This window comes from Gemmobacter nectariphilus DSM 15620 (assembly GCF_000429765.1).
GTDB lineage: Bacteria > Pseudomonadota > Alphaproteobacteria > Rhodobacterales > Rhodobacteraceae > Wagnerdoeblera > Wagnerdoeblera nectariphila.
Window position 1 is genome coordinate 205,527 of sequence record NZ_KE386949.1, and the last position, 22,327, is coordinate 227,853.

21 protein-coding genes are annotated in these 22,327 nt (G+C 65.7%); 9 read left to right on the forward strand and 12 right to left on the reverse strand.

Annotation, left to right across the window (positions count from 1 at the left end):
- Positions 1 to 2,973: a helicase-related protein gene (locus G481_RS0119675; RefSeq protein WP_028031510.1), complete on the reverse strand. Its 2,973-nt coding sequence runs from the start codon at positions 2,971 to 2,973 to the stop codon at positions 1 to 3.
- A gap of 9 nt (positions 2,974 to 2,982) precedes the next feature.
- Positions 2,983 to 3,474 (reverse strand): tetratricopeptide repeat protein, encoded by a 492-nt coding sequence (locus G481_RS0119680; protein ID WP_245595016.1) that lies wholly within the window; start codon positions 3,472 to 3,474, stop codon positions 2,983 to 2,985.
- A 135-nt stretch (positions 3,475 to 3,609) separates the two neighbouring features.
- Here G481_RS0119680 and G481_RS0119685 point away from each other — a divergent pair, with 135 nt between their 5' ends.
- The 9 genes from G481_RS0119685 (at position 3,610) to G481_RS0119725 (ending at position 13,104) form a co-directional block, all read left to right on the forward strand.
- Entirely contained in the window at positions 3,610 to 3,897 is a 288-nt protein-coding gene (locus tag G481_RS0119685; protein ID WP_028031512.1) for an SCP2 sterol-binding domain-containing protein, read from the forward strand.
- Positions 3,894 to 4,829, forward strand: a complete 936-nt coding sequence (locus G481_RS0119690; protein ID WP_028031513.1) for an alpha/beta fold hydrolase — start codon at positions 3,894 to 3,896, stop codon at positions 4,827 to 4,829. Before G481_RS0119685 ends, G481_RS0119690 begins: the two co-directional genes overlap by 4 nt.
- A 124-nt stretch (positions 4,830 to 4,953) precedes the next feature.
- Positions 4,954 to 5,364 carry a MerR family transcriptional regulator gene (locus G481_RS0119695; RefSeq protein WP_035026821.1) on the forward strand — a complete coding sequence of 137 codons (411 nt, stop codon included), beginning with the start codon at positions 4,954 to 4,956 and terminating at the stop codon, positions 5,362 to 5,364.
- 38 nt (positions 5,365 to 5,402) lie between these two features.
- On the forward strand, positions 5,403 to 7,178 hold the full coding sequence (locus tag G481_RS0119700) for an acyl-CoA dehydrogenase C-terminal domain-containing protein (RefSeq protein WP_028031515.1): 1,776 nt from the start codon (positions 5,403 to 5,405) through the stop codon (positions 7,176 to 7,178).
- A gap of 65 nt (positions 7,179 to 7,243) precedes the next feature.
- Complete coding sequence (locus G481_RS0119705) at positions 7,244 to 7,456, forward strand: hypothetical protein (RefSeq protein WP_028031516.1); 213 nt, start codon at positions 7,244 to 7,246, stop codon at positions 7,454 to 7,456.
- A 25-nt stretch (positions 7,457 to 7,481) separates the two neighbouring features.
- Complete coding sequence (locus G481_RS0119710) at positions 7,482 to 8,636, forward strand: acyl-CoA dehydrogenase family protein (protein WP_425402483.1); 1,155 nt, start codon at positions 7,482 to 7,484, stop codon at positions 8,634 to 8,636.
- A 400-nt stretch (positions 8,637 to 9,036) separates the two neighbouring features.
- Positions 9,037 to 9,678 carry a glutathione S-transferase family protein gene (locus tag G481_RS0119715; protein ID WP_028031518.1) on the forward strand — a complete coding sequence of 214 codons (642 nt, stop codon included), beginning with the start codon at positions 9,037 to 9,039 and terminating at the stop codon, positions 9,676 to 9,678.
- Between the two features lie 14 nt (positions 9,679 to 9,692).
- Positions 9,693 to 10,904: an acetyl-CoA C-acetyltransferase gene (locus G481_RS0119720; RefSeq protein ID WP_028031519.1), complete on the forward strand. Its 1,212-nt coding sequence runs from the start codon at positions 9,693 to 9,695 to the stop codon at positions 10,902 to 10,904.
- A 7-nt stretch (positions 10,905 to 10,911) separates the two neighbouring features.
- Entirely contained in the window at positions 10,912 to 13,104 is a 2,193-nt protein-coding gene (locus G481_RS0119725; RefSeq protein ID WP_028031520.1) for a 3-hydroxyacyl-CoA dehydrogenase NAD-binding domain-containing protein, read from the forward strand.
- Here G481_RS0119725 and G481_RS24705 read toward each other — a convergent pair.
- The 10 genes from G481_RS24705 to pgi form a co-directional block, all read right to left on the reverse strand.
- The gene (locus G481_RS24705) at positions 13,074 to 13,760 is read right to left on the reverse strand and encodes a Hint domain-containing protein (RefSeq protein WP_051294669.1); all 687 of its coding nucleotides are present in this window, start codon (positions 13,758 to 13,760) and stop codon (positions 13,074 to 13,076) included. The genes G481_RS0119725 and G481_RS24705 overlap by 31 nt on opposite strands.
- A 74-nt stretch (positions 13,761 to 13,834) precedes the next feature.
- On the reverse strand, positions 13,835 to 14,446 hold the full coding sequence (locus G481_RS0119735; RefSeq protein ID WP_028031521.1) for a glutathione S-transferase: 612 nt from the start codon (positions 14,444 to 14,446) through the stop codon (positions 13,835 to 13,837).
- Positions 14,447 to 14,603: 157 nt separating this feature from the next.
- Positions 14,604 to 16,883: an NADP-dependent malic enzyme gene (locus G481_RS0119740; protein ID WP_028031522.1), complete on the reverse strand. Its 2,280-nt coding sequence runs from the start codon at positions 16,881 to 16,883 to the stop codon at positions 14,604 to 14,606.
- A gap of 217 nt (positions 16,884 to 17,100) precedes the next feature.
- Positions 17,101 to 17,550 (reverse strand): molybdenum cofactor biosynthesis protein MoaE, encoded by a 450-nt coding sequence (locus G481_RS0119745; RefSeq protein ID WP_028031523.1) that lies wholly within the window; start codon positions 17,548 to 17,550, stop codon positions 17,101 to 17,103.
- Between the two features lie 3 nt (positions 17,551 to 17,553).
- A complete protein-coding gene (gene moaD / locus G481_RS0119750; protein ID WP_028031524.1) occupies positions 17,554 to 17,799 on the reverse strand; it encodes a molybdopterin converting factor subunit 1 in 246 nt (81 codons plus the stop codon).
- A 5-nt stretch (positions 17,800 to 17,804) separates the two neighbouring features.
- Positions 17,805 to 18,425 carry a CDP-diacylglycerol--glycerol-3-phosphate 3-phosphatidyltransferase gene (gene pgsA / locus G481_RS0119755; protein WP_028031525.1) on the reverse strand — a complete coding sequence of 207 codons (621 nt, stop codon included), beginning with the start codon at positions 18,423 to 18,425 and terminating at the stop codon, positions 17,805 to 17,807.
- 356 nt (positions 18,426 to 18,781) lie between these two features.
- Positions 18,782 to 19,189 (reverse strand): universal stress protein, encoded by a 408-nt coding sequence (locus G481_RS0119760; RefSeq protein ID WP_028031526.1) that lies wholly within the window; start codon positions 19,187 to 19,189, stop codon positions 18,782 to 18,784.
- 63 nt (positions 19,190 to 19,252) lie between these two features.
- Positions 19,253 to 19,903, reverse strand: a complete 651-nt coding sequence (parA, locus tag G481_RS0119765; protein ID WP_028031527.1) for a ParA family partition ATPase — start codon at positions 19,901 to 19,903, stop codon at positions 19,253 to 19,255.
- Positions 19,904 to 20,003: 100 nt separating this feature from the next.
- Positions 20,004 to 20,624: a response regulator gene (locus tag G481_RS0119770; protein ID WP_051294670.1), complete on the reverse strand. Its 621-nt coding sequence runs from the start codon at positions 20,622 to 20,624 to the stop codon at positions 20,004 to 20,006.
- 73 nt (positions 20,625 to 20,697) lie between these two features.
- Positions 20,698 to 22,323, reverse strand: a complete 1,626-nt coding sequence (gene pgi / locus G481_RS0119775; RefSeq protein WP_035026824.1) for a glucose-6-phosphate isomerase — start codon at positions 22,321 to 22,323, stop codon at positions 20,698 to 20,700.
- Positions 22,324 to 22,327 lie beyond the last annotated feature (4 nt).

A 22,327-nucleotide genomic window follows, 5' to 3' on the forward strand; every position in this document is an offset into this window, starting at 1 on the left:
TCAGACCTTGCCCTTGAGCGCCAGCAGCGCCGCAAAGGGGTTGTCAGGGTCGATCTTCTGCTCGCGCGGGGGGCGCGCCTCATAGCTGCGCGCGCCTTCGTTGCGCTTGTGCTCGGGCTTGCCGCCTTTGCCACGCGGGCCTTCGGACTTGCCATGAGGCTTGCCGCCGCCCTTGCGCTCACCATCCTTGCGATCGCCGCGTTCCGGGCGGGGGCCGCCTTCCTTGCGCTCGGGGCGCGGGCCACGTTCGGCCTGCGGGCGGTCGCCGCCCTGCCCTTGCCCCTGACGCTGCGGGCGCTGCGGGCGCTGCCCCTGACCGTCCCGGCGCGGGCCGCGATCGCCGCGCGGCGCACCGCCACGCGGGCGCGGGGCCCAGGTGAAGGTGTAGAAGACTTCGGTTTCCACCTCGGCCGGCGCTTCGGCGGGCGCATCGGCCGCGGCATCCGCCGGGGCCTCGGCCACGGCGTCCGGTGCGGCCTCGACAGCGGCTTCGGCCGGGGCTTCGGCCGGGGCCTGCGCCTCGGGCGCGACGGCGGCGTCAGTGGCGGGCGCGGCCCCGGCCGTCGCCCCGGTCCCGGCCGGGGCTTCCGCAGCCGGCTTGGCCTTGGGCCGCTCGGCCTTTTCGCCCTTGTAGCCCAGACCGGCCATCAGGTCGGCGAACTGGTCCAGCGTCATGCCGGTGATCGACAGCATGTCCGGCGTCGCCTCGAATCCTGCGCGGCTGTCCTTGGCGCGCAGAAGGTCGGCCAGACGTTCCAGCATGTCGATGCGGATGGCGCGGCTGCCCGCCGGGCGGTAGCCCGCCAGCGCATAATGCAGCGAGGGCACCTCGGTGATATGCGGGATGGTCACCAGACCGGGGGGCGGGCTTTCGGGGAATTCCTGCAAGCCCTCCCACAGCGACCACAACACCAGCCGCAACCGCGTCGGCGCGGGTTTCAGCAGCAGCGGCAGGAAGATCGTATACTGCCCGAACCGCACACCATGCTTGCGCAGCGCCGAGCGCGAGTCCTGGTCCAGCGCCTTGACCTCTTCGGCCACCGGCTCGCGCGGCAGAACGCCCATTGCCTCGACCAGACGGAAGGCAAAGCCACGGGCCAGGCCGGTCAGCGTTTCATCGCGTTGCAGAGCCATCAGCGGATCGAACAGCGCGGCAACCTTGCGGTCGATGAAATGCTGCAGACGGCGACGCACCTTTTCGGCAACATCGGCGCCCGCCTCTTCGTCGACGAACACCTCGATCTGCGGCCGCAGCGCCTCGGGGCCCTTGACCAGCTTGCCGACTGCGGTCGTGCCCCACATCAGCCCGCCCTGTTCGGTATAATCGAACTCGGTATCGGGCGAGTTGTAGAAGCGGTCGGACCGCAGGGAGAATTCGGGCTTCAGCGCCTCGTACGCCGCTTGCCGCAGGGTTTTCGCCTCGTCCGGGCTGCCCGTTCCGTCCTGACGGAAGCGGAACCCTTCCAGACGGCCGACGAATTCGCCCTCGACCGTCACTTCGCCCTTGTCGTTCACCTCGGCCACGAGGCTCTCCTTCTGCTTGAGCCGCCGCATCAGCACGCTGGTGCGCCGGTCCACGAAACGCTGGGTCAGACGCATGTGCAGCGCATCCGACAGGCGGTCTTCTACAGCGCGAGTTTCCTCACGCCAATGGGATTCGTCGGCCACCCAGCCCTTGCGTTGCGCAACATAGGTCCAGGTGCGGACAAAGGTCAGGCGGCGGGAAATCGCGTCGATGTCACCATCGGTGCGGTCGATCCGGTCGACATTACGCTTCATCCAGTCATCCGGGATCGGGCCGGACTTGAGGAAATCGAAGATCCGCGCCAGCAATCCGGCATGTTCCTGCCCCGAGATCCCACGAAAATCCGGGATCCGGCACACATCCCACAGCAGCCGCACCATCTGGGGCGAGGTGACGGCATCGCGCACCTCGGGCATCTCGGCCAGGGTCTTGAGCGCCAGCAGATCATCGGCATCGCGGGCACGGGTCAGCCATTCGTTGCCAGTGTGTTTTTCCAGGCTGGCAATCAGCCGCCCGACGTTGCCCAGATCCAGCGAGGAATTGCGCCAGTGCAGCTTGCGCACGGGCAAGAAGCGGTGGCTCTCGATCGCCTCGATGGTTTCCTCATCCAGCGGGCGCGCCTCGCCGGTGACGCCAAAGGTGCCGGGGCTGGTGTGCCGCCCCGCCCGCCCGGCGATCTGCGCCAGCTCCCACGGGAACAGCTTGCGCATCCGGTGGCCATCGAACTTCGACGTCGAGGAAAAGGCGACATGGTTGATATCAAGGTTCAGCCCCATCCCGATGGCATCGGTCGCCACCAGGTAATCGACATCGCCATTCTGATAGAGCGCGACCTGCGCATTGCGCGTGCGGGGTGACAGCGCCCCCATCACCACCGCGCAACCGCCCTTGGTGCGGCGGATCAGTTCCGCAATCGCATAGACATTTTCAACCGAGAACCCGACGATTGCCGACCTTGCCGGCATCCGGCTGATCTTTTTCGAACCTGTATAGGTCAGTTCGGACAAGCGCGGGCGCGAGATGAACGTCGTCCCCGGCACCAGCGCCGCAATCGCGGGCCGCATCGTGTCAGAGCCCAGGAACATCGTTTCCTTCAGCCCGCGCGCGTTCAGAAGACGGTCGGTGAAGACATGGCCGCGTTCCGGGTCGGCGCACAGCTGGATTTCGTCCAGCGCCAGGAAATCGGCCCCGATCTCGGTCGGCATCGCCTCGGTCGTGCAAACCCAATAGGCGGTGCGTTCGGGAACGATGCGTTCCTCGCCCGTCACCAGCGCGACGACCGAAGGCCCCCGCGCCTTGACGATGCGGTCATAGACCTCGCGCGCCAGCAGACGCAGCGGCAGGCCGATCACCCCGGTCCTGTGCGCCAGCATCCGCTCGATGGCGTAATGCGTCTTGCCGGTGTTCGTCGGCCCAAGGACCGCCGTCACCCTTGCGTTCTCGCGCATCGGCGCCCCTTACACCTGCTGACCGGACAAATCCCGTTCCAGCCGCTTCACGGCCTCACTTACCTTTTCAAGGTGGGGATGTATAGCAAGCGCGGCCTTGTAGGCGGCAAGTGCAGCCTTCTTGTTCCCGGTTTCCTCGAGGATCGCGCCAACGCCGGCCAGGGCACCGAAATGGCTGGGGTTCAGCGCCAGCACGCGGGACAGATCTTCCATCGCCGGGCCATATTTGCCCGCCCGGAACAGCGCGGTGGCGCGGGCGTTCCAGCCTTCGGCGAATTCGGGGGCGTGGTCGGTCAGCGCGGTCAGGTGTTCGATGGCGGCATCGGTATCCCCCTCGCCCATCGCATCGCGGCCGCGTTGCAGCAGCAGATCCATCGCGGGCGAGCCGGATTTCGACCATTCGGTCACCACCTGCCGTTCCACCCGCCGCCAGCCAGCATTGTCGGGCTGCGCAAGCAGGCCAAGCAGGTCCGTCAGCCGGCCCTGATCCTGTGCCGCCACGGAAGTTGCCGTTAACGTCAAGACTGCCGCCACGGCACTGTTGAGAATGTCACGAACCCGGACCATCATGGGGCAAATGTAACGCGAACCGCGCAAAACGCAAAAGCTGTGCGGGACCATTCAAGGAAATGTGCGATGAGCGACGTGATTGACACTATCGTGGCCGAGCTGAGCAAAAAGGACACCTCGGGCTTTGCCGGCACCGCGAAATTCGTGATCAACGGCGAGGGCGCGGTGATGATGGATGCCAGCGGCGTGCGCGCCGGCGACGATGATGCGGATGTCACGCTCAGCGCCGATCTGAACGTGTTCCGCGCCATCTTCGAGGGTGACATGAACCCGACCATGGCCTTCATGACCGGCAAGCTGAAGATCGACGGGTCGATGGGCAAGGCCATGGCGCTGGCCTCGGTCCTGTCGTGACCCCGGCGCCCTGTCTCGAGGATGGCTACAGTGGCGGCAAGGCGCTGTGGCTGACCACCTCGGACGGGGTGCGCATTCGCGTTGTTCTCTGGCCGCATCCGGGGGCGCGCGGCACGGTGCTGGTCCTGCCGGGACGCACCGAACATGCCGAAAAATACGGGCCCACGGCGGCCCGGCTGGCGGCGGCGGGCTATGCCTCGGCCGCCATCGACTGGCGCGGCCAAGGGCTGGCCGACCGGCTGCTGCCCGACCCGCGCAAGGGCCATGTCGGCAGGTTTTCCGACTATCAGCTGGATATGGATGCGTTTCGCGGCGCCGTTCTGGCGGCCGGCCTGCCTGCGCCGCTGTTCTTGCTGGCGCATTCCATGGGCGGCTGCATCGGCCTGCGCAGCCTGATCCGCGGGCTGGACGTGGCCGCTGCCGCCTTTTCCGCCCCGATGTGGGGGCTGAAGGTGCCAGGCGGCCAGACCGGCCTGTTCAGCGCGCTGTTCGGGGCGCTGGCCAATGCCGGGCTGCGCGGGCGCTATGCGCCGCCGCCTGCCTCGGGCGCGATCTGCCATCTGGAAACCGGCGCGTTCGCGGACAATACCCTGACCACCGACCCGGCGGTCTGGGACTGGATGCAGGGCCAGTTGCGTGCCAACCCCGAACTGGTGATTGCTGGCCCCACCATCGGCTGGCTGGCCGAGGCGATGGCCGAGATGCAGGCCCTGGCACTTCTGCCCTCACCCAAGGTGCCCTGTGTGACGGGGGTCGGCGGGCATGAACGGATCGTTGACCCGGACGCGATAGAAGCGCGCATGGCCCGCTGGCCGGCGGGCGAATTGATCCGGGTGCCCGGCGCCGAACACGAACTTCTGATGGAAACCGCAACGCTGCGCGACCGTTTTCTGACGCGCGTGACAGCGCTGTTCGACGCGCATCAGGGCTGATCCGTGCGACGGCGCGTCACAGATGGGTCTGACGTCACGTTACGTTTACGTCAACGTAAGCTAATCTGGTATCATGTCCTGCAGAACCCATGTGATTCCGGGTCGGGGACCAAAGGATCAGGCCATGCCGAACCAGAAGATACCTCAAGATGTGCTGACCATCCGCGAGATGTGCGAGGCATTCGATGTCACGCCGCGCACGCTGCGGTTCTACGAATCCAAGGAACTGCTGTTTCCCATCCGCGATGGCCAGCGCCGGCTGTTCACCCGGCGCGACCGCGGGCGGCTCAAGCTGATCCTGCGCGGCAAGCGCTTTGGCTTCGCGCTCGAGGAAATCCGCCAGCTGCTCGACCTGTACGATCGGGGCGACCAGCAAGAGGAACAGCTCAAACGCACCTATGACATCGCGCGCGAGCGGCTGGCCCAGATGGTGCGCCAGCGCGACGAATTGAACGAAGCGATCACCGAGCTGCAAAGCCAGCTTGAATGGGGGGCCGAGATGATTGCCTCGTTCCGCCGCCCCGCTGCCGAATGATCTGAAAGACCGGCGCCCCGCGCCAGAGGGAGAGAGACATGCCCATCTACACCGCCCCGACCAAGGACATGCAGTTCGTGCTGCACGATCTGCTGAAGATCGCGCAATCCGACGTGCCCGGCTATGGCGATCTCGACCGCGATTTCACCACCGCGATTCTGGATGAGGCCGGCAAGCTGGCCAACGAGGTGCTGGCCCCCCTGAACGCCATTGGCGATCAGCAGGGCTGCGTGCTGGAAAACGGCGTCGTGCGCACCCCCGACGGGTTCAAGGCGGCGTTCGAACAGCTCAAGGAAGGCGGCTGGAACGGACTTGACCTGCCCGAGGAGTATGGCGGCCAGAACCTGCCCTATGTCATGGGCACGGCGGTGGGCGAGATGATGGTCTCGGCCAACATGGCCTTCAACATGTATCAGGGCCTGACCCATGGCGCGATCAGCGCCATTCTGGCCGCCGGAACCGACGAGCAAAAGGCCAAATGGCTGCCAAAGATGGTCTCGATGGACTGGACCGGCACCATGAACCTGACGGAGCCACACGCGGGCACCGATCTGGGCATGATCCGCACCAAGGCCGACCCCCAGGCCGATGGCAGCTACAAGATCACCGGACAGAAGATCTTCATCTCGGCCGGCGAACACGACATGGCCGAAAACATCGTCCATCTGGTGCTGGCCAAGGCCCCCGGCGGCGGCGAGGGCACCAGGGGCATCTCGCTGTTCATCGTGCCCAAGTTCCTGGTGAACGAGGATGGCTCGCTGGGCGCGCGCAATGCGGTGTCCTGCGGCAAGATCGAAGAAAAGATGGGCATTCACGGCAATGCCACCTGCGTGATGAACTATGACGGTGCCACCGGCTGGCTGCTGGGCGAGCTGCACAAGGGCATGAAGCACATGTTCGTCATGATGAACGAGGCGCGGGTCGGCGTCGGCCTGCAAGGCTATGCCCAGGCCGAAGCCGCCTATCAGAACGCCGTCGCCTATGCCAAGGACCGCCTGCAGGGCCGCGCCGTGACCGGCACCGTCAACGCCACCGGCCCGGCCGATCCGCTGATCGTGCACCCCGACATCCGCCGCAACCTGATGGATCAGAAAAGCTTTGTCGAAGGCGCCCGCGCCTTTACCTTCTGGGGCGCCACGCTGATCGACCGCGCGCATCGCCTTGGCGACAAGGAGGCCGAAGGTCTGATCTCGCTGATGACCCCGGTCATCAAGGGCTTCCAGACCGACAAGGGCTTTGAAATGGCGGTGCAGGCCCAGCAAATCTATGGCGGGCACGGCTATATCGAGGAATGGGGCATGTCGCAGTTCGCGCGCGATGCCCGGATCGCCATGATCTATGAAGGCGCGAACGGCGTTCAGGCGCTGGATCTGGTGGGCCGCAAGCTGGCCTCGGACGGCGGCAAGCATGTCATGGCCTTCTTCGAGATGGTCAAGGCCGAGTGCAAGGCCCATGATGGCGACGAGCGGATGAAGGGCTTTGTCGAGCCGCTGAAAGCCGCCTCGAAACAGCTTCAGGCGGCCGGGATGTTCTTCATGTCGCAAGGCATGAAGAACCCGAATGCGGCGCTGGCGGGGTCCTATGACTTCATGCACCTGATGGGGCATGTGTGCCTGGGCCTGATGTGGACCCGCATGGCGAAAGCCGCGTTCGATGCGCTGGACGGCGGCACCTCTGACGCAGCGTTCTACGAGACGAAGATCGAAACGGGGCGCTACTACATGGCACGCCAGCTGCCGGCCTGCGCCATGCACCTTGCCCGCATCGAAAGCGGGGCTGATACGGTGATGGCCCTGGACGCCGGGGCGTTCTGATCTGGCATAACGCAAGCGGAGGGGGCAGACTGACGGCCTGCCCCAGCCGGACCCCGAGGGACCACATGCCGAAACGCTTTCGCCTGACCCGCCGCTTTCCGGTTGCCATGACCGAGGACGGCTACCGCCGCCTCAAACGCTTTGCGCAAGAGGCAGGCCTGGACGAGGGCGAGGCATTGTCGTTCCTGTTCGAACATTTCGACAGCGTGACCCACAAGGACAACCTGACCCACCGCCTGCGCCTGTTCAATTCGGAACTCGACGACCGCAAGCGGTAAGGGGGCCTCAAGGGAGGAGGAGCCCATGACCTTTCCGATGATCGCATCCGCCTGGATGACGGACGAGCACAAGATGCTCGAAGAAATGACCCGTGACTTCATCGCGAAGGAATGGGCCCCGCAGTTCGACCGCTGGCGCCAGCAAGGCGAGATGGACCGCGAGACCTGGAACCAGGCGGGCGAACTTGGTCTGCTGCTGCCCTCGGTCCCCGAGGAATACGGCGGGGCAGGCGGCGATTTCGGCCACGAGGCGGTGATCCTGATGGAAGGCTCGCGTGCCAATCTGGCCTCCTGGGGCCACGGGATCCATTCGGGGATCGTGGCCCATTACATCACCGCCTATGGGACCGAGGAGCAGAAGAAGCGCTGGCTGCCCAAGATGGCCACCGGCGAGCTGGTCGCGGCACTGGCGATGACCGAACCCTCGGGCGGGTCGGATGTGCAGAACCTGCGCACGCGGGCGGTCAAGGATGGCAATGCCTACCGGCTGTCTGGGTCCAAGACTTTCATCACCAATGGCAAACATGCCGACCTGATCCTGGTCGCCGCCAAGACCGACCCGACGCAAAAGGCCAAGGGCACCTCGCTGATCATGGTCGAGGCGAACGGCGCCGAAGGCTTTCGCCGTGGCCGAAAGCTGGACAAGGTCGGGCTGAAATCGGCCGATACGTCCGAGCTGTTCTTTGACGATGTGGTGATCCCGCCGGAAAACCTTCTGGGCGGGGTCGAGGGGCAGGGCTTTTATCAGATGATGAAGCAGCTGCCGCAAGAGCGGCTGATCATCGGCTGCGGCGCGGTCGGCGCGATTGAAGGCGCGGTGGCGCGCACGATCCAGTATTGCAAAGAACGCGAGGCCTTTGGCCAGCCGATCATCAACTTCCAGAACACCCGCTTCAAGCTGGCGGAATGCAAGACGAATGCCTTCGTCGCGCGCAGCTTCCTCGACACCTGCATCTCGGCGCATCTCAAGGGCGAGCTGACGGTCGAAATGGCGGCGATGTGCAAATACTGGCTGACCGACCTGCAATGCCAGGTGATCGACGAATGTGTCCAGCTGCATGGCGGCTACGGCTTCATGCAGGAATATGCGGTGGCCGAGATGTGGACCGATGCGCGGGTACAGCGGATCTATGGCGGCACCAACGAGATCATGAAGGAACTGATCGGGAGATCGCTGTGACCTTCCCCCGCGCCCCTTCCCTTCCGGGCGCCTCTCCCGCAGGTCGTGCACCGCGCAAGCGCGGCGCCTCCCTTTGGGGGGAGCCGTCCAGCCGCTCCGTTGGAGCGTCCGGACGGCAAAGACGGCGCGCGGAACGCGCGCCGTGCCTCCGGCGGGGGTATTTAAGGAAAGATGAAACATCAGAAGATGCGCGCTGGCCCGCAGGGGGACATGTCCAGCCATCGAGCCAGCGCGACTTCACCTTTCACGGTCATCGGCTCCCCAGCCTGTACCGTAACTCCAATATGCTGCGAGGAAGGTTAACCTTTGGTTACCTCGCGCCCGCGCATACTGCTTCACCTTTCTGCAAATACCCAAATCCCCCGCTCTCCCCCCGTGCAACGCCTGAAAGGAGCGCCCCATGACCGCAACGCTTTACTGCTTTGGCGAATCTGGCAATGCCTACAAGGCCGCGCTGACCATGCAACTGGCCGGCTATGACTGGACGCCGCGCTATGTTGATTTCTTCAACGGCGAGACCCGCACCCCCGAATTCCGCGCGATCAACGAAATGGGCGAGGTGCCGGTTTTCGTCGAGGGCGATCTGACGCTGAGCCAGTCGGGGGCGATCCAGTTCCACATAGCCGAGTTGACCGGCAAGCTGCAGGGCGCCAATGCGCGCGAGCGGGCCGAGGTGTTGCGTTGGGTGCTGTGGGACAACCACAAGCTCTCGGGCCAGGCCGGCATGACGCGGTTCCTGATGAACTTCCTGCCCGAGGACAAGCGCCCCCAGCAGGTGATCGGCTTCCTGCAGGGGCGGCTCAAGACCGTCTATGACACGCTGAACCGCCATCTGGACGGGCGCGGCTGGATGGTGGGCGATGGCCCGACGCTGGCTGATTGTGCCTGTGCCGGCTATCTCTATTACCCGGAACCCTACGGCTTCGAGCGGGCAGACTGGCCCCATATCGACGCCTGGCTGACGCGCCTGTCGCAAGAGCCGGGCTGGAAGCATCCCTACGACCTGATGCCGGGCAATCCGTCCGACCGGGCCGCGAAGTGATCCAAGGAGGACCCATGGAAGACGCCTATATCTATGATGCCGCCCGCACGGTGCGCGGCAAGGGCCGGCCCGACGGCGCGCTGCATGAAGTGACCGCGGCGCGGCTTTCTGCGGTGGTTCTGAACGCGCTGAAGGATCGCAACGATCTGGACACCACCGCGATCGAGGATCTGATCTGGGGCAATGTCACGCAGGTGGGTGAACAGGGCGCCTGTCTGGCCCGCACCGCCGTTCTGGCCTCGGATTTCGCGGAATCGGTGCCTGGCGTGTCGATCAACCGTTTCTGCGCAAGCGGGCTGGAAGCCGTGAACATGGCCGCCAACCAGGTGCGCGGCGGGGCTGGCATGGCCTATGTCGCGGGCGGTGTCGAATGCATGTCGCGCGTGCCCATGGGCAGCGATGGCGGCGCCATCGCGGTCGATCCGAAGATCGCCATCGACAACTACTTTGTCCCGCAGGGCATTTCCGCCGACATCATCGCCACCGAATTCGGCTTCAGCCGCGATGAGGCTGACGCCCTGGCCGTCGAAAGCCAGCGCCGCGCCGCGCAGGCCTGGGCCGAGGGCCGGTTCGCGAAATCCGTGGTGACGGTCAAGGACATCAATGGGCTGACCATCCTGGACCGCGACGAATACATGCGGCCCGGCACCGACATGCAAAGCCTTGGCGCGCTCAAGCCCAGCTTCAAGGACTGGGGCGAGGTCATGCCGGGCTTCGACAAGATCGCGCTGATGAAATATCCGCATCTGGAGCGGATCAACCACATCCACCATGCCGGGAATTCGTCGGGCATCGTCGATGGTGCGGCCGCGATCCTGGTCGGCAACAAGGCCTTTGGCGAGAAATACGGGCTGAAGCCCCGCGCCCGCATCAAGGCCACCGCCAAGATCGGCACCGATCCCACCATCATGCTGACCGGCCCGGTGCCGGTGACCGAAAAGATCCTGCGCGACAGCGGCATGAGCATCAGCGACATCGACCTGTTCGAGGTGAACGAGGCCTTTGCCGCCGTCGTCATGCGCTTCATGCAGGCGTTCAACGTCGATCCCTCGGTGGTCAACGTCAACGGCGGCTCGATCGCCATGGGCCATCCGCTGGGCGCGACCGGCGCGATGATCATCGGCACCCTGCTGGACGAGCTGGAGCGCACCGGCAAGGGCACCGGCCTTGCCACGCTGTGCATCGGCTCGGGCATGGGCGCGGCCACCATCATCGAACGGGTGTGAGGAACAGATGACCGACTTTACCTATGCCGTCGATGCGGACGGCGTTGCCACGATCGCCTGGGACGTGCCCGGCAAGTCCATGAACGTCATGTCGATGGCCGGTTTTCAGGAACTGAGCGACCTGGTCGACAAGGCGCTTGCGGATGCGGCCGTCAAGGGCATCATCATCACCAGCGGCAAGAAGGATTTTGCCGGCGGGATGGATCTGAACGTTCTGGCCCGGATGAAGGCCGAGGCGGGCGACAACCCGGCCAAGGGCGTCTTTGACGGCATCATGTCCATGCACCATGGCCTGCGCAAGATCGAGCGGGCGGGGATGGACCCCAAGACGCTCAAGGGTGGCAAGCCGATTGCCGCCGCCCTGCCCGGCACCGCGCTGGGGATCGGGCTGGAACTGCCGCTGGCCTGCCACCGCATCTTTGCCGCCGACAATCCCAAGGCCAAGATCGGCCTGCCGGAAATCAAGGTCGGCATCTTTCCGGGCGGCGGCGGCACCACCCGCGTGGTGCGCAAGCTGGGCGCCATGATGGCCGCGCCGATCATCCTTGAAGGCAAGATGTTCGATCCGAAAAAGGCCAAGGCCAACGGTCTGGTCGACGAGGTTGTCCCCGCCGATGAACTGCTGGCCCGCGCCAAGGACTGGGTGCTGTCGGCCAAGGACGCCGATATTGTCAAGCCCTGGGACCAGAAGGGCTACAAGCTGCCGGGCGGCGCGCCCTATACGCCGCAGGGGTTCCAGACCTTCCTGGGCGCTGCGGCCATGGTGCACGGCCAGACCTGGGGCGCCTTCCCGGCGGCCAAGGCGCTGCTTTCGGCGGTCTACGAAGGGGCGATGGTGCCGTTCGACACCGCGCTCAAGATCGAGGCGCGCTGGTTCACCCATGTGATCATGAACCCCTCGTCCAGCGCGATGATCCGCAGCCTGTTCATCAACAAGGAAGCGCTGGAAAAAGGCGCCAACCGGCCAGCGGTGCCCGATCAGACCGTCAAGAAGGTTGGCGTGCTGGGTGCGGGCATGATGGGCGCCGGCATTGCCTATGTGTCGGCCATGGCCGGCATTCAGGTCGTGCTGATCGACGCCGCGCAAGAGGCGGCGGATCGCGGCAAGGCCTATTCCACCGGCCTTCTGGACAAGGCGATCAGCCGCAAGCAATCGACCGAGGAGAAAAAGGCCGAAGTGCTGGGCCGCATCCTTGCCACGACCGATTATGCCGCGCTGGCCGGCTGCGATCTGATCGTCGAGGCGGTATTCGAGGATCCCAAGGTCAAGGCCGAGGTGACCGCCAAGGCCGAAGCCGTCATCCCCGAGGATGCGATTTTCGCCACCAACACCTCGACCCTGCCGATCTCCAGCCTGGCGACCGCCAGCACGCGGCCCGAGCAGTTCATCGGCATCCACTTCTTCAGCCCCGTGGACAAGATGCTGCTGGTCGAGATCATCAAGGGCGCCAAGACTGGCGATCGGGCCGTCGCCAAGGCGCTGGACTATGTGCGCCAGATCCGCAAGACGCCGATCGTGGTGAACGATGCGCGGTTCTTCTACGCCAACCGCTGCATCATCCCCTATATCAACGAGGGGATGCGCCTGGCCGCAGAAGGTGTGCCGATGCCGATGATCGACCATGCCGCAAGGCTGATGGGCTTCCCCGTGGGGCCGCTGCAACTGGTCGATGAAACCTCGCTGGATCTGGGGGCCAAGATCGCCAAGGCGACCAAGGCCGCCATGGGCAACGACTACCCCGATGATGCCGTGGACGAGGTCGTGTTCTGGATGGTGGACGAGGGGCGCCTTGGCCGCAAATCCAAGGCCGGCTTCTTCGACTATGACGAGACGGGCAAGCGGCTGGGCTACTGGCAAGGGTTCAATGCCAGGTATCCCGTCAAGGGCGAGGCTGATCTGGACACCGTTCAGAACCGCCTGATGATGGTGCAGACGCTGGAAGCCGTCCGCGCGCTGGAAGAGGGCGTGCTGGAAGACATCCGCGAAGGCGATGTCGGCGCGATCCTGGGCTGGGGCTTTGCGCCGTGGACGGGCGGGCCCTTCGGCTGGCTGGACATCATCGGCGCGGCCAAGGCGGTCGAGATTTGCGACGCGCTGGAAGCGCAGCATGGCGCCCGCTTCAAGGCACCGCAGATGCTGCGCGACATGGCCGCCAAGGGCCAGACCTTCTATGGCGAGAGCGCCCGGAAGGCCGCCTGAGACCCATCCGGCGCGGCCCCTCGCAGGGCCGCGCCAATATCTTCGGCGATCAGGCAGGCGACAAATTCGCGCGCCGTGGCCAGAGAAAGCGGCACATAACCGGCCGGGTCCTCGCCAAAGCCAGGCAGGCCAGCCGAGCTGTCCGCCGGACAATAGACCAAGGCATGGCCGGCGGCATAGATCACCGCATCCGTTGGCAGGATCAGGATATGCGCGGTCTCTTGCGGCCGCGGGGCTGCGCGCGCGATACCGCGCCAGTTCTCCAACGCCGCGGCAGGCACCAGCGCAAAGGGATCGCCGAACATGTCCTCGGCCAGATCGCTTTCCAGCAGCACGGGCTGACAGGGCAGCAGCCGCAAGACCCCCCGGTTGCCAAGCGCCCCATCCGGCACCTCCAGCGGCCAATGGGCTTGCGGCCAGGCGGCCTGTCCGGCCTCGACCAGCGCGGACTGCACCGCGATTACCGGTTGCGGGCCGCCGTCAAAGGTCAGCACCCGGTCGCCGGGCGACAGCCGTTCCACGGCGCGCCAGCCTTCGGGCGTTGCGATCTGCGTGCCCTCCAGCAGCCCTTCGGTGACAAAGGCGGTGCCTTCGGGGCCGATCTCGGCCCCGTGCCACCCGTTCCGCCCGATGTCAGCCCGTTGCCGTGACCGCACGCCTGCCCTGCTGCCAGAAACCCTTGCCAGGGCAAGAGCCTCTCACCCCAAGGTGGCCAAAATGCGGCGCCGGATCAGGCCGCAGGCGGCACCGTCGCCCTCAGGCTTGGCCGCTCCGACACTTTCGCGTGCCAGGCCGCAAGGCGCGGATGATCAGCCCGCCAGTCGCGGTCGGCATGGCGCAGGTCCAGATAGTCCAGCGCACAGGCGACCGCGACCTGCCCCATGTCGAAATGCCCCGACAGATGGGCGATCCAGCGCGATTCCAGCGCATCCAGCGCCCGCGCGATCTTGGCCCACTGGCCTTCCAGCCACTCGGGGCTGCGTTTGTCCTCGGGGCGGATCTTGCCTTCGTAAACCATCAGGATCGCCGCATCCATGATGCCATCCGCCGTCGCCTCCAGCACCAGCACATCCCACAGCGCCGGCGCGGGCGGATAGAGCTTGCCCCCCGCCAGATCGTCGAGATAGCGGCAGATCACCCGGCTGTCGTAAAGCGCCGGCCCCTCGGGCCGCTCCAGCGCCGGGATCTTGCCCAAGGGGTTCTGGGCCAGCGGCATGGACCCCGGATCGACCGGCGTTCCCGTCGCAGGGACCAAAGCCACGCGCGACAGCAGGCCGGTTTCCTGCAGCAAGATCATCACCTTGCGCACATAGGGCGAGGTCGGGGAATGGAACAGCTTCATTCACGGGCTCCGTTGCGGTTGGGGGCGCCCTGCCTCGGGCGCGGCCCGCGCACTCTGGCACAGCCCTTTGCACAAGCAAATCCCCAAGCGGACGGTGCAGCGGGCCCATGGCCCGCGCGGTCGCGGGGGGCTCGATGCCCCCCAGGACCGCTTCCCCTCAGCCGTATTTCGCGACCGGCGTTCCGGCCAGCGCCGCCATGTTCAACAGCCCGCGCGCCGTGATCGTCGGCGTGACGATATGGGCGCGGTTGCCCATCCCCATCAGGATCGGCCCGACCTCCAGCCCCCCGGCCCGCGTCTTCAGGATGTTGCGCACCCCGCTTGCCGCATCGGTGGACCCGAACACCAGCACGTTCGCAGCCCCTTCGAACCGCGAATGCGGGAAGATGCGCTGACGCAGATCGGGCTCCAGCGCCAGATCCACCGTCATCTCGCCCTCATAGGCAAAGTCCGGCTCGCGCGCGTCCAGCAGCTCCAGCGCCGCCCGCATCCGCTGCCCCGAGGAATTGTCGAGGTTGCCGAACTGCGACGAGGAACACAGCGCAATTTTCGGCACGATGCCAAAGCGGCGCACATGCCGCGCCGCCCCGATCACGGTTTCGGCCAGCTGCGCGGGCGTCGGCTCAGCATTGACCTGGGTGTCGGCAATGAACAGCGGGCCCTCGTTCTGGATGATCAGGCTGAGTGCCCCCACGGGGTGCAGCCCCCCGCGCGCCAGCACCTGCCGGATATAGTTCAGATGCCAGCGATATTGCCCCAGCGTGCCACAGATCAGGCTGTCAGCCTCGCCCCTGTGAACCATGATCGCACCGATTGCCGTGGTGTTGGTGCGCAGCACGGCCTTGGCGGTATCGGGGGTTACGCCCTGACGCTCCATCAGCCCGTGATAGGTTTCCCAGTAATCGCGATAGCGGCTGTCGGATTCCGGGTTCACGATCTCGAAATCGCGGTCCGGACGGATCGGCAGCCCCGCGCGTTCGCAGCGCATCGCCACCACCTCGGGCCGGCCGATCAGGATCGGCACTTCGGTGGTTTCTTCCATGATCGCATGGGCTGCGCGCAGCACCCGCTCATCCTCGCCCTCGGCAAAGACCAGGCGGCGGGCCGCAGTGCGGGCCGCTTCGAACACCGGGCGCATCAAGAGCGAAGATTTGAAGACCGAGCCATCCAGCTTCTGCTTGTAGGCATCCAGATCGGCCAGGGGCCGGCTCGCCACGCCCGATTCCATCGCGGCGCGCGCAACGGCGCCCGCCACCACGCCCATCAGGCGCGGATCAAAGGGCTTGGGGATCAGGTATTCAGGGCCAAAGGTCAGCTGCTCGCCCCGATAGGCGGCCGCCGCCTCGGCGCTGGTCGTGGTGCGGGCCAGCTGCGCGATCCCCTCGATACAGGCCAGCTGCATCGCATCGTTGATCTCGGAGGCGCCCACATCCAGCGCCCCACGGAAGATGAACGGGAAACACAGCACGTTGTTGACTTGGTTCGGGTAATCCGACCGCCCCGTCGCGATGATCGCGCCCGGCGCCACCTTGCGCACCTCGTCCGGCATGATCTCGGGCGTCGGGTTGGCCAGCGCAAAGATGATCGGGTTCACCGCCATCCGCGCCACCATCTCGGGCGTCAGCACCCCCGGCCCCGACAGGCCCAGGAACAGATCGGCCCCGTCGATCACATCCCCCAGCGTGCGCTTGTCGCTGGCCTGTGCAAAGGCGGCCTTCTGCGGGTTCATGTCGGCCTCGCGGCCCTGATAGACCAGCCCGTGAATGTCGCACAGCCAGACGTTTTCCCGCTTCACCCCCAGCTTGAGCAGCATGTTCAGGCAGGCAATCCCCGCCGCCCCGCCGCCGGTGGACACGATGCGGATATCCTCGAACCGCTTGCCGGCGATCTTCAAGGCATTGGTCGCCGCCGCCCCCACCACAATGGCCGTCCCATGCTGGTCGTCATGGAACACCGGAATGTTCATCCGCTCGCGGCACAGCTTTTCGACGATGAAACAGTCGGGGGCCTTGATGTCCTCAAGGTTGATCGCGCCGAAACTGGGCTCCAGCGCGCAGACGATATCGGCCAGCTTGTAGGGGTCGGCCTCGTTCACCTCGATATCGAAACAGTCGATATTGGCGAACTTCTTGAACAGGACCGCCTTGCCCTCCATCACCGGCTTCGAGGCCAGCGCGCCGATATTGCCAAGGCCCAGAACGGCCGTGCCGTTCGAGACCACGGCCACCAGATTGCCCCGCGCGGTATAGCGGGCCGCATTGGCGGGATCGGCCTTGATTTCCAGACAGGCTTCGGCCACGCCGGGCGAATAGGCGCGGCTCAGATCGCGGCCATTGGCCAGGGGCTTTGTCGCCCGGATCTCCAGCTTTCCGGGCCGGGGAAATTCGTGATAATCCAGCGCCTGCTGCCGGGCACTTTCTTGCCGAGCCTCGTCCATCGCACCCCTCCCGAGTTTTGTTTAACGTTAAACAAAATCACTCTGCCCCCCTGTATACGGCGGTTCGGGCAAGCCTTTCAAGGAAAACGCGTCAACGCGCGGCCGCGCCGCTGCTGATCTTTCGACTTGATCCAAATATCCTCGGGGGTGAATTGGCCGTCAGGCCAAGAGGGGGCAGACAGCCCCCTGCCCGCTCGACACCCCTTGCACCGCAATCCTATGGTGCCTGCCAGCGGTCCAGCGCCGCTTCATCCTCGTCCTTCGCGGCGACCCATTGCGCGCCGGCCGCGCCATGTTCCTTCTTCCAGAACGGCGCACGCGATTTCAGGTAATCCATCAGGAATTCCGCCGCCGCAAAGGCATCAGCCCGGTGGCGCGCGGCGGTTGCGACCATCATGATCGTGTCCCCGGCCGCCAATTGCCCATGGCGGTGAATGATCAGCGCATCGGCCAGCGACCAGCGCGCCAGCGCCTCGGCCCGGATCTGCTCCAGCGCGCGTTCGGTCATGCCGGGGTAATGCTCGATCTCCATCACCGACAGCCCGCCCGGAATGTCGCGCACAAGCCCGGTGAAGGTGACAACCGCGCCGGCCCCCTGCACCTGCGCGGCAAAGGCATTGGCCTCGGCACCGAAATCAAAGGGCTCGGCCTGGACCCGCACGCCCATGTGTCAGCCCCCGGTCATCGGCGGAAAGAACGCCACCTCGCGCACACCCTCCAGCGGCGCATCGAAGGACGACAGCTCCTGATCCAGCGCGACCCGCAGCGCCGACAGATCGGCAAAGGCAGCTGCATAGCGGTCTTCGCGGGCCATCAGTTCGGCCACCAGATCGGCCACCGTCGCGGCCTTGGTATCGACCTTTTCCCGCGGCAACCCGATCCGCTCGCGCACAAAGGCGAAATACAGCACATCCAGCCGCATCATGGCGCATCCCGCAAATAGGGCGCAGCCTTGCGCAGATAATCCCAGCCGGTGATCGCGGTCAGCGCAGCGGCAAACCAGATCAACGCCAGCCCGATCCATGTGGCCACGGCAGCATGGGACACCGCCACCGGAACCCCGCCTTCGCCGGCACGGGGGCTGCCCGCCTCGACATAGGCAAGGCCGGTGCCCAGGAACAGCACCGCAATGGCGATCATCTGCGCCGTGGTCTTCCACTTGGCCAGCCTGGTCACCTTGAGCAGCCCCGCGCGGTCGCCAAGATATTCCCGCAGGCCCGACACAAAGACCTCGCGGAACAGGATGACCGTTGCGGGCAGGATCAGCCAGGGGTTCATGCCCGAATAGCCGGTCAGTACCATGATGGCGATCACCACCATCGCCTTGTCGGCAATCGGGTCCAGCATGGCGCCATAGCGGCTTTCCTGCTTCCACAGCCGCGCCAGGTAGCCATCGAAAAAGTCGGTGATCGCGGCGCTGACAAATAGCGCCAATGCGAACCAGTCGGCCCAGGGACGGTTGAAATACAGGAACATTACCGCAACGCCAGGCGCAGCGAGCAGGCGCAGGGTTGTCAGAATGTTCGGAACCGTCCACCTCATGGCCAAGGCATAGCCCATGCCGCAGTCGGCGGAAAGGGGGCGCGGCGCGACCTTGGCCACTCCGGGGGCGAAAGGCGCGTCACCCGGCCGCGGCGCCCGGCCCCGGCCCGGGATGGGTATTTGGAAAAAGGCAAAGACTGCGGGCAGAGCGCAGGGGCGGCGATGTTCCCACACCACCTGCCCTCGGGCAGGCCGCGCACCGACCCGGCGCCCGCGCGCTGCTGCTTTTCGACTTGATCCAAATATCCTCGGGGGTGAATTGACGCTGAAAGCGTCAAGAGGGGGCAGACAGCCCCCCCCCCTTTTCGACATCGGCCAGACCGGCTGACGCCGGAATGGGGCCGAAGCCGATCGTCCTAGCGCAGGACGTGGACCCCGCATTGCGCATGACGCACCACCCGCGCGGCGGTCGAGCCAAGAAAGTAATCCTGCATCCCCGGACGATGCGAGGCAATGATGACGCAGTCATGCTTGCCTTCCTCGGCGACATCCAGAATGGTCTGGGCCGCATGACCAACCTTGACCAGCGTTGCCACATCGGGCTGCCCGGCGAATTCGGCGGCCAGCTGATCCTTGGTTTCCGCAACATTGCGGTCCTGCTGATCTTGCGGAAGATACTGCGAAATATAGGACGGGATCGCTTCGATCACGGTCAGCACGGTCAGCTTGCCGCCGGGCGAAAGCAAGGCGCGGGCCGCCTTCATCGAATTGGCAATGACCGCGCCATGATCGGGCGCAACGGGGACGAGAATGTTGGTATACATGACGGTCTCCTGTTCAAGCAGCCGGACTTTGCCTGTTTTCGCGCCATGTTACATTGATCTGGATCATGCCTCGCGGGCAAGCGCGGTTGCGACCTCGTCGACCAGGGCATTCGCCTCGCGGTGGGCGGCGGTGGCGCCCGGCAATTCCTGCGCGGCCAGGCCCATGCCCATGGATTCGGCAAAGGCGACCCGGTAGCCCAGTTGCGCCTGCGCGATGCCCGCATGCAGATCGGCGGCAGCCGCGGCGATTTCCGCCCCCAGACGGGTGCGCGCCTTCACCCGGTTCATCACGATGGCCACGGGCCGCTTTTCGCGCGCGCACAGATCCAGCACGCCTTCGGTGGCCCACAGGTCCAGATGGCTGGCCGCCACGGGCACGATCACCAGATCGGCCGCCCGCAGCGCCGGGCGCAAGTCGCTGTCCACCTTGGGCGGCGTGTCAACGATGACAATGTCGGACAGGCGGCGCAGCTTGTCGCATTCATAGCCGACCCCCCAGGCCGAGGCTGTCGACATTTCCAGCGCCGGATCGTCGCCCAGCCGCTCGCGCCGCGTCATGAACCAGCGGCCAAGGCTGCCCTGCGGATCGGTGTCCAGCAGCGCGACCCGCGCGCCAAGGCGGCGGAACCCTACGGCCAGTGTCGCGGCCAGCGTGGTCTTGCCGCTGCCGCCCTTTTGCTGCGCCACCGTGATGACGCCCCCGAACGCTTGCATCCTGCCCCCCTTCGATCAGGCAGATTCGCCCCTTGCCATGCTGCACCGCAGCATCAAGGCGCGCAACCTGATTCCCCTGCCACAATGCCGCAGTCAACCGTCAGCCCCGAAAATGCGCCGTTCCGATCAGCGCCGCCTGGGTGCGGTTGCGCGCGCCCAGCTTGGTGCAGATCGCGCGCATGTGGGTTTTCACCGTCACCTCGCCAATATCCATCTCGCGTGCGATTTCCTTGTTCGACAGGCCTTGGCACAGATAGCGCAGCACCCGCAGCTCCTGTGGGGACAGATGAGACAGCCCCTCGGGCGCCGGCGCAGGAACGCCGGAATACAGATCGACGGGCAGATAGCTGCGCCCGGATGCGACCTGACGCATCGCCTCGGCCAGCGCGCGAGCGGGCAGCGTCTTGGGCACATAGCCCTTGGCCCCGCGTTGCATGGCGCCTTCGACAAAGCTGCGCTGGACATTGCCCGACATCACGACGACGGCGCCCCCCGCATTCGCCGCCACCACTTCGGAGACGCCAGGCAGGCCCTGCATTCCGGGCATCACCACATCCAGCAGCACCACGTCGAACGGCCCGTCCGTCGCGATCCGCGACAGCGTTTCCGCCAGACTTCCGGCGGTCGAGACGGAAAACCCCGGCTCTCTGGACAGGAAATGCACCAGCGTTTCCCGCAAGAGCAGATGGTCATCGGCGATAAGCACCGAAATCCCTGCCATGCAGTCAATCCTTGCGCCATAGAATGTGGCGCATGATAGCGGACGGGGGCCGCAACGCAATCATGCGATGCAATCAGGCACCGCGCAGGGCCCCCAGCAGCTGGCGCGTCGATCCGTCCTTGGCGCTGTCATCGGCGCCCTGCGCCAACATGGGTTCCAGCTTCAGCGCCAGTTCCTTGCCTAGCTCGACCCCCCATTGATCGAAGCTGTTGATCCCCAGCACAACACCTTCGACAAAGACCCGGTGTTCATAAAGCGCCACGATCATGCCAAGCGTGCAGGGCGTCAGCTGGCGATAGGCCATGGTGACGGAGGGGCGATCGCCGGGAAACACGCGGTGCCTTGCCTGGCGTTCCAGTTCGGCGCCGGCCAACCCGCGCGCCGCCATCATCGCGCGCGCCTCCTCCAGCGAGCGGCCGCGCATCAATGCTTCGGACTGGGCCAGGCAATTGGCGATCAGCAAGCGGTGGTGATTGGTCAATGCCGGCTCATGCGCAAGCGCGGCAATCAGGAACTCGCAGGGAATGACATGGGTGCCCTGATGGATCATCTGGTAAAAGGCGTGCTGGCCGTTCGTTCCCGGCTCGCCCCAGACCACGGGACCGGAATTGCGCGCCAGCTCGGTGCCATCCATGGCGACGCGCTTGCCGTTCGATTCCATCTCCAGCTGTTGCAGATAGGCCGGCAGGCGCGACAGGCGCTGATCATAGGGCAGCACCGCGCGGGTCGCATAGCCGCAGATCTGCGCGTGCCAGACCCCGACCATGGCCAGCAGCACGGGCAGGTTTGCCTCCAGCGGTGCGGTGCGGAAATGGCGGTCCATCGCGGCGGCACCGCTGCGAAAGGCGTCGAAATCCTCGGGCCCGACAGCCAGCATCAGCGCCAGCCCGACCGGCCCCCAGACCGAATAGCGCCCGCCGATGAAATCGCCAAAGCCAAAGACCCGGTCGGCCGGAATGTCCCATTCCGCCGCGCGATCGGCCGCCGAAGACACCGCGACCATCTGGGCGGCTGCATCAACGCCCGCCGCCTGCATCCAGTCGCGCACGGTGGCGGCATTGGTCATCGTCTCGATGGTGGTGAAGGTCTTGGAGGCCACGACCACCAGCGTCGTCGCCGGGTCCAGCCCGCGCAGCGTGTCCGACACCTGCGCCCCGTCGACGTTCGACACGAAATGCGTGCGCGGCCCGTCGTGATAGGGCGCCAGCGCCAGTGTTGCCATCACCGGCCCAAGGTCGGACCCGCCGATTCCGATGTTGACCACATCGGTGAACGCCCCGCCTGCCCCCGCAAAGGCACCCGAGCGCACCTTGCGGGCAAACTCGGCCATGCGCTCGTGCGTTGCGGCGGCCTCTTGCACCCAGGGCGCGCGCAAGGCCGGATCGGGCTGGCCGCGCAACATGGTGTGCAGCACCGCGCGCCCTTCGGTCTCATTGATCGGCTGGCCGGTGAACATGGCCTCGCGCCGCGCCTCGACGCCGGCCGAGCGCGCCAGATCCATCAGCAGGGCAAAGCCGGTCTCGTCCAGGTTGGTCTTGGAATAGTCCAGCAGGAACCAGCCCTGCCCGCGGTCCGCATAGTCCAGCCGCGCGGAAAAACGCGAGGCCCGATCCGGCGCGTCGAACAACGAAAGAATGCTGCGCGCGCCGACTTCGGCGTGATGGTCCGCCAGTGCCGTCCACTTCGCCTCGAGGGTCATCAAA